The sequence below is a fragment of the Streptomyces sp. NPDC007905 genome (assembly GCF_042959345.1).
Lineage (GTDB): Bacteria > Actinomycetota > Actinomycetes > Streptomycetales > Streptomycetaceae > Streptomyces.
In genome coordinates, this window is record NZ_JBIBKS010000043.1 from 25,812 (window position 1) to 33,748 (window position 7,937).

The window sequence follows — 7,937 nt, forward strand, 5'->3', positions numbered from 1 at the left end:
GACCTTGCCCTGCGCTGATTTCTGAGGCCAGCACAGAAGGCAATTGGGCTTCTGCTCACTCGGCGAGGAGCAGGTATTCGGGAGAGCACTCAGGCGTTACGGCGTGCCCGCAGCACGGCAAAACCTGCGCCTCCGATGACTAGTACGGCTGCTGCGGCGCCGATGATCACCCAGGTCTGCGTGCTGCCACCGGAGCTGGAGTCCTTGGCTGCGGCGGAGGCGGGGCCGGTGGAGGAGCCGGCGTCCTTTGTCGGCTTGGTGGACGGGGTCTTGGCCGACTCGGTGGGTGTGGCTGAGGTGCCGTTCTCGGCCGCCAGGGGGTCGACATCGGCCGGACCGGGGTTGATGTCCTTGTTCGTCAGCACCAGCCGAGGGCGGAGACCGCCATAGCCGAGGTACGTGCTGGGCTTGTCCTTCGGCCAGGAGCGACCCGCGGTGTCGATGAGGGTCCGCAGGACTTGATTGCCCGTCCAGTCCGGGTGAGCGGACCAGACCAGGGCGGCGGATGCGGAGGCGATGGCGGAGGCGGGGCTGGTGCCCTGGCTGTCGCAGTACTCATTGAACTTGCTGTCGCACCAGGAAGGGATGTGCAGGCCCGGGGCCGCGAAATCCACGTAGTCGCCGTGGGTGGAGAACTTGGCGACCGTGCCGGATTTGTCGATCGCGGAGACGCCGATCGTGTACGGGTAATTGGCCGGATACTCCTGACCATTACCCTTGTCTCCGCTATTGCCGATGGCGGCGAAGACCAACTTGCCCTTGGAGGCCGCGTACTTGATGGCGGCCTTGGTCTCGTCATCGGGGTACGGGCCACCGAAGGACATGTTGATGATTTTGGCATCGCTGTCGGCGGCTGCTCGGATTGCCGCGGCATCGCTGGGCGCGTTCCTCTCTTCCTCGCCCGTCAGCCCGTCCGCACCATTCAGCCCCTCCAGGTCAATACGGATGGGGATGATCTTTGCGCCCGGTGCAAGCCCCTTGATGCCGCCGCCTGCGCCCGTGCCAGCGATGACTTCGGCCATGGAAGTGCCGTGCCCGGCGTAATCGTGGGTGACGTGATAGGCCACCGACTTGGGCACGTCGTCGACCAGTACTTGGCCCTTGAGAGAGGAGGTTTCGGGATTGACCCCGCTGTCGATCACAGCAACCTTCACCCCCTTGCCGCTGCTGATCTTCCATATCTCCTGGGCGTGCATCGCATCCAGGTACCACTCCTTGGACTGCACGTCCACGGCGGCGGCTCCGGGAGCAAGCGCTGCCGACGTGACGACCAGCGCGCCGAGTGCCGAACACACAGCAGACAGCCGTCTCGCGTTGCGCCTCGACAAGAGGGCAGTCTTCATGCCACGTCGGCGGGTCCCTGGCTTCATGCCTGTGTACGTCCTCGTTCGGGTTCAGTCGCTCTTCTGCGGCGTGTCGCGCCGCTGCTTCTGGGACTGGCGGTGATGTTCCTTCTCGGTCGGCTCGCCGACGCGACCGGACCCGCCCTCCGGACCTCGTCGGTCACCGACAACACCACGGCCGAGTCCGGAGTCGCCGCCGTGTCCCGCAGAGCCCTTGACGGGCGAGGCGGCAGCGTTGCGCGGGGCACCGATCACGCCTTGAGGGTTGGACGCAGAGCGCAGCACCTCCTGCGCGTTGCCCCGCTCCGCCTTGGCGGCAGGTGCGCCCACGACCCCCCGTTGGCCGACGGTCCCCTTCGCCGACGTGGACGAGACCGGTTCCTCGGCACCGATGACCGTACCGCGCGGCATACGCGGGTTGGAGCGGTCACCGCTCGGACGACCTGTGACGGGCTTGCCGCCCACGACTCCGTTGCGCACGGGACCGCTCGGGCCGGTGGTTCCGGTACGCCCGGTCGGCGTATTGACGGGCCTCGGAGTACCGCCGGTGACCCCACGGCCGAGGGGCGAGCGTCCCGCCTGGGTCGTGCCCCTCATACCCGGCTGACCGGTCGGAGTCGCGCGTCCTGCGGCACGGGCTGCCTGCCCCAACGGCCCCTGCGGGACCCGCCCGCTGGCAGTGGCACGCCCGGTCTGTCCCTCTGGCTCCTGCGGAACTCGGCCAGATCCCTGCGGGAGCCGACCGCTTGGGCCGGTGCGGCCTTGCGCGGACAGGGGTAGCCGGGATGCTGGCCCATAGCTGCTGGAACGTCCGACAGTCGGCGCGATCGGAGGCGCCACCGGGCCAGTGGGCAGCGGAGGCGTCCGCCCGCCTCCGCCTGTCGTCGGAAGAGTCGGCGCCGGAGTGTCGTGCGGTGCGGGCGCCGGGGGCAAGGTGCCGACCGTGTTGATTTCCGTACCGACGTCGTGACCGTGACTCGTGACCGGCTCGTGTACTTCCTTGACAGGTCCGGCGTGTCCACCGGTGACCGTGCCGGTCGGTTCGGCCGTTGAGTGGTGACCTGCTCCCGAACCACCTCGAACAGCAGCCGTAAGCGCTGGAGATGCTCCAGAACCGTACCTCGCGAGGCCGTCGTCTCTCATGCCCTGCGGCTTTGGCACGCCGACATTCGTGATGGGCTTGATCGGCTCAGGCTCCGGCTCACTAGTCAGGTCCGAAGCCGCAACCTTGTAGTACGAGGCCAACCGGTTCATCTGGTTGATGGCCTCTTGCCGGTTCTTCTCGGCCTTCACCGCGGTCACGTAGTCCGGGTTGCTGTCGACCTGCTTGGCCTTCGGCAGCTCGGTGGGCTTCTTCTGCTCGCCGGCCGGTCGCGTGTCCCTGGGCGGCATGGAAACGCGGGCGGAGGCCAGGCCGGTGGCCGCCACAGAGAGGTGAGTGCCGGCTCGGTCGGCATAGTGAGCGAGGTGGTGGGTGTACTTGAGCAGTTCCTGCGTCCAGCCCTGGAAGGCCCCGGCGCCCTCGCCCTCCCAATCGACCTTGAGGTGCTCCTCCAAGTCCCCGGCGGCTTTACGGATGCCCGCTCCGGCATCGAACAGGGCCTTGCTGGTCAGTTCGAGGTGCTCCGGGTTGGCATGCTCGACCAGGTCGATCATGTCGTTGAGGCCGTGGTCCTCGAAATTCGTCGATCCGACGAGGTTGACACGAACACCGCCGAAGAACGGCATGTTTGCCAGCATGTTCTGTGCAGTCGTGATAGGCGTGACCTCTGTGTCGACTGTCTCGTCGACCTGCTGCACATCCGACTTGTACTTCTGCTGCTTCTTCCAGTCGTCGCTCACTACAGGTCCGTCCCCATCGACTTGCCGTGGCTGCGTGTGGGATGCGGTGCCGCCGGCTTGGTGTGCCCGTGCCCTGCCTTCGACTTTTCGGCGGCCTTCTTCGAGTCGTCCTGGTACTGCGCGTCGAGCTTCGCCCGAATCTGCCAGAACCGGCGCCGGACCTCGTCCTCGGTCATGTTGTAGGTGGCATCCGCTGCATGCGAGGCAAGTTGTAGAGCCTGGATGTGCAGACCCAGAGTCTGCGAAAGGTGCACGAGACGCGAGTGGACGTTGCCGTAAGCGGTGTGCACCTCGTCCGCCTCGTCGAACTTGGCGTTCGTGCCACCGAACGACGAACGACTGAGCTGCTGCTGCGCGACCTTGGACGGACCACCGTCTCCGCCGTCGAACTCGCTCAGTACGCCGTCGAGCTTGTCCTTGAACTCCTTCAGCGCGTCGATGCCGCGCCTCATGTCCGAGCCGCTACCGCCGCTCACCGCGACCCCTTCCCCGTTTCCCCGTTGGTACAGCTGCCGACGGCCCGAGTAGCGCCGCGCACTCCCGGGATCCATCACTGACCACTGTAGTCACTGTGTAAATCGAGGCCAACTGAACTCTGCGACAGTCCAGTTGCAATGGTGTCCCGAAGTGACCGCGTCTGGACCACCCAAGACCGACATGGCGGCCAATAAAGACAGATGCATCTCTGCGTCTGCGCAGAAGATTCACATCCCCCTGGATGGCCTGCCGCCCGATGCCGTCCTGACGTGAACTTTGCAACTACAAAACCTCACCCTGAGGAAGGGGTGATCGTGTTGTCCGGGCAGTCCGACCGGGGAGGGGAGCCGACACCCCTGCTGCCCCGGGGAACGGCCGGTTGGGCCCATCTGCCCCGAACCTTCACGACTGGCAAGTCGCACATCAAAGGCATGAGGCAGATTTTTCTCGGCGTAGGTTGCTAACTTGACCCGGCACCGGAACATCCGCACGGGGGAAGGGGTCCTTCCATGGCATGGGACGAGTGGGAGCAACTCAAGGCGCACGCAGCCGAGCGACAATCGACCCATATGCGCCTCAACCAGCTGCCGACGGACGGCGGGGGCGGAAGCACGGGCGGAGCCGGGGACCTGGTGGTCAACCAGGACGATCTGGGTGTCGTCGGGCACGAGGCCAACCTCCTGTACACCGCCGTCAAGAGCCAGGCCGACATCGCCGCCGGTGCGGGAGGTGGCGCGACGACGCAGGCCGCGACGACTCTGAAGTCGCACGGGTTTCAGACGGGCGGCGCTCTCGCGACCACCGTCGAGGTGTGGTCCTCACAGGTGAAGTCCGTACTGCAGGCCTGTGCACACATCTCCGACCACCTGGACTACACCCAGAAGCGGCACGCGGAGGACGACGCCAAGATCGGTGCCGTGCTGCGTGGGAGTGATGGCTCAGCCGTGTCCGTGTCGCAGCTCAACGAGTACTTCAAGTAGGAGAGGTTCTGATGGCTCTCACCTTCACGGACCTCATCGAGGTCGACCTCGGCAAGCTCGCCACCGCCGTGTCTGACTGGAAGAAGGCCGTCGACGGTCTCAAGAAGTCGGCGGAGAGCGCCCGTACGGGGATGCAGGCCAAGTCGGACTCCGCCCGGTGGGCCGGTGTGAACGCGACGGTGACGCGTGAGTTCGTCACGAAGACGGCCAAGGAGATCTCGGACCTGCACACCGAGGCGAACAGCATCTACCAGGTCCTCGACGACGGGCACACCGAACTCCTCTCGCTGCAGAAGCAGATGAAGACGGCGGTCCAGGACGACGCCCCCAAGCAAGGTATCCGTGTCGAGGACATCGGCGACGGAAAGGTGCGCTGCTTCTTCCCCCACGTCCGCGGTGACAGCGACGAGCGCACTCAGGAGCAGCTCGACGGCAAGCAGGCGCTGGAGGACCGGATCAACCAGATCCTGGCCCATGCCGCCGAGATCGACGCGTCGGTCGCCCGGGCGTTGGCGCAGAGCCATGGGAACGACCGCCACAACGCGGGCCACAGCAAGTACGAGTCCCTGAACGACGCCGAGGTCGAGCGCGCCGTGGAGCTGGCGCACAAGGGTAAGAAGATGTCCGACGCGGAGCTGCGTGAGCTGAACGAGCTGTTGTGCTTCAACTCCATAGAGCAGGACGGTGAGTTCGCCACCGAGTTCTACCAGGGGCTCGGCGGGCCGGAGAAGACGCTGCAGTTCTACGCCGAGATGTCGATCGACGGCACCGACGCCGACGCGACCAAGACCCGGCTCAATGAAGTGCGGGACCTTCAGAAGGCCATGGGGTACACGCTCGCCAACGCCACGGACCCGGACCACGCGCACCATCTGCCCGACAAGTGGGGCGCGGACTTCCGGCGCCTCGGCACCCAGCAGATCGGCTGGGAGAAGGGGCAGTGGAACAAGCCGTACGGCTACCAGGTGCTCGGCGGGCTGCTGCGGTACGGCAACTACGACTCGCGGTTCATCAACCCCATCGCGGAGCACATCACCCAGCTCCACAAGAAGGACCCGTACTTCTTCCTATCGAACAAGCCGGCTGGCAACCCGGACACCTACGGCTTCAACCCCTCCGGCAGGCTCGGTACTGGAAACGACCCCTTGAACAGCGTCCTCGAGGCACTGGGTCACAGTCCGGAGGCCTCCCAGAAGTTCTTCACCGACCCACCGACCGCCTACAACGAGGACGGCACGGTGAAGAAGGGGGGCGCCCCAGGCTTCCAGTCGTATCTCGATCTGTTCACCGACAAGGACTTCGAGTGGACGGTCGACACCAACGCCACGAACGTCCTGGCCGACGAGGACAAGACCAAGGCGGCCCTGAACTTCGGTCCGGAAGCTCTGGGCCACGCGCTGGAGTCCGCGACGACCGGCCGACCGTACGACAGCGACGCCACGGCCGACGCGGTCAGGCACACCGACGCGCAGGCACACCTGGTCAGTGACATCGTCAACAAGTTCGGCGAGCATCCCGAACTCATCCGGCACAACGAGAACGGAGACCTGGACGACGCGGAATCGGGTCCGTTGTACGCCATGCGGGAAAGCCTCGGAGACATCACCGCCGAATACATGGGCGACTTCCAGCGGGCCATGTACAGGGAAGGTGACGACAGCGACCTCTTCCCGACCTTCGGTGCCGCAGCCGACCTGGACTCCGGGTACGCTCAGCGTTTCCTCGGCGAGGTGGGTCAGGATCCTCACGCCTACTCAGCGATCACCAGCGCGCAGCAGGCCTACACGACTCAGGTTGTAGACAGTGTGATCAACGGAGACAGCCACTCGCACGCGTCGCTCGACGGTCGAGTGGGCAATGCCGTGGCGCCGGGTGCAGCCATCGCTGGCATCATGAGCGATGCGCGAGCCGACGCGATCTACGAGTACCATACGGCGAAGGACACTGAATTCAACGAGGCAGCGGCTGACAAGCAAAAATGGGTGAACCGCATCCTGGGTATGGGTATTGAGAAGGTCGGGGAAAGAGTTCCCATCGCCGGTGCTCCTCTCGAATGGGCCTCGGAGGACATCCAAGAGTCCATCATGAAGAGCATCGAACACGACACCACGACTGATGCCGAACTCGAGGCCGGAAACGATTACTCCCGGGGCCGCGATGCGGCTATTGACTCCGCGAAGGCTGCTGTCGATCACGCCCTGATCAACAATCAGGAGATCGATCCCGACACGGCTGACGACCTGCGCTCAGCGGCTCGCGTCTCTGCAGGCAATGCCCATTCGGCCGGCGCTCAGTGGAACTCGGAGAGTGACGCGAAATGAGACTTTCGACCCTTGGAGTCTCACTGACGGCAGCCATGGTCCTGGGGGCCTCAGCCGGGTGCTCGTCGGACAGCCCGAAGCGCGAGTTCACGGCTCCCAAGGATCTGTGCGGTATCGCAGTTCCGGCTAGCTCGCTGACTCGCCTCCTGCCTGCCTCGGGCAAACAAATCGACGCCAAAGAAACAAAGAGTGACTCCAGGGCGACCTGCGAGGTGCAGGTTGACGGCGATGTGGTGCTTACCGTCGAGAGAGAGCGCGTCGACGCCGGTCGATCGGCCTGGAACATCGCGTCGTACGATCACGGCATCGGTCATGTGAAGTCCGGCGACGACGACGCCATCGCCTACGTGGACCGGGCATCGGTTTCGGTCGTGCCCTGCCGACAGCGCGGAAATCAGGACGAAGCCATGAGCACGTACATCAGGACGCTGAAGCCGGGGCGTCAGGACGAGTCGGCCATGAGGGGACTCATTTCCCGTTACACCGCAACGCTCAAAGAGCAACGCCCCTGTTAGGTCAGGTCCCGCTCACACCGAGCAACAGGGGGCTCCAGTGGAACAGGGAAGTGGCAGGCGATGAAGTCGGCGGCGCACATCCTGCGGGACATGTCACTTGTGGTTGTCGCGATCGTGGCGGTCGGTTGCTCTGCGGAGCAACCGACGCGGGGCTCACGGTCCCGGAGGCATTGTGCGGAGTGTCTGTCTCGAGCGAGGCGCTCTCTCGTCTCCTGCCGGCCTCGGCGAGCGCCTCACCACTCGACAGAACGGGGGTTCGGACGATGGGTAAGCCATTCACGCAATGGCCAAGGACATGGATACCGAGATCCCTGACTGAGTCGCGGCCGACTGGGCCATGCCCCCCATTCACTGTGTTGGAAGGCAGGGCTTGATCAAGTTCCGTTGAGGTCGGGCTTGTAGGTGATGCCCAGGATGGGGAGGGCCCGTTCGGGTTGGTCGCGGATGGCGCGGGTGGTC

6 protein-coding genes are annotated in these 7,937 nt (G+C 65.1%); 3 read left to right on the forward strand and 3 right to left on the reverse strand.

The window, feature by feature from the left end; translation table 11 throughout:
- Nucleotides 1–89: 89 nt before the first annotated feature.
- The 3 genes from ACFZDC_RS40015 to ACFZDC_RS40025 are packed head-to-tail and all read right to left on the reverse strand — an operon-like array spanning nucleotide 90 to nucleotide 3,661.
- Nucleotides 90–1,343 carry a S8 family serine peptidase gene (locus ACFZDC_RS40015; protein ID WP_391331757.1) on the reverse strand — a complete coding sequence of 418 codons (1,254 nt, stop codon included), beginning with the start codon at nucleotides 1,341–1,343 and terminating at the stop codon, nucleotides 90–92.
- Between the two features lie 51 nt (nucleotides 1,344–1,394).
- Nucleotides 1,395–3,185, reverse strand: coding sequence for a hypothetical protein (locus tag ACFZDC_RS40020; RefSeq protein WP_391331760.1), 1,791 nt, complete (start codon nucleotides 3,183–3,185; stop codon nucleotides 1,395–1,397).
- Nucleotides 3,185–3,661, reverse strand: coding sequence for a hypothetical protein (locus ACFZDC_RS40025; RefSeq protein WP_391331761.1), 477 nt, complete (start codon nucleotides 3,659–3,661; stop codon nucleotides 3,185–3,187). Before ACFZDC_RS40025 ends, ACFZDC_RS40020 begins: the two co-directional genes overlap by 1 nt.
- 510 nt (nucleotides 3,662–4,171) lie before the next feature.
- On the opposite strand from ACFZDC_RS40025, the gene ACFZDC_RS40030 reads away from it, so the two are divergent.
- Genes ACFZDC_RS40030 through ACFZDC_RS40040 form a run of 3 tightly spaced genes read left to right on the forward strand, consistent with a single transcriptional unit; the run spans nucleotide 4,172 to nucleotide 7,478 of the window.
- Entirely contained in the window at nucleotides 4,172–4,642 is a 471-nt protein-coding gene (locus ACFZDC_RS40030) for a hypothetical protein (protein WP_391331763.1), read from the forward strand.
- Between the two features lie 11 nt (nucleotides 4,643–4,653).
- Nucleotides 4,654–6,963: a hypothetical protein gene (locus tag ACFZDC_RS40035; RefSeq protein ID WP_391331764.1), complete on the forward strand. Its 2,310-nt coding sequence runs from the start codon at nucleotides 4,654–4,656 to the stop codon at nucleotides 6,961–6,963.
- On the forward strand, nucleotides 6,960–7,478 hold the full coding sequence (locus ACFZDC_RS40040) for a hypothetical protein (RefSeq protein WP_391331766.1): 519 nt from the start codon (nucleotides 6,960–6,962) through the stop codon (nucleotides 7,476–7,478). Before ACFZDC_RS40035 ends, ACFZDC_RS40040 begins: the two co-directional genes overlap by 4 nt.
- Nucleotides 7,479–7,937 lie beyond the last annotated feature (459 nt).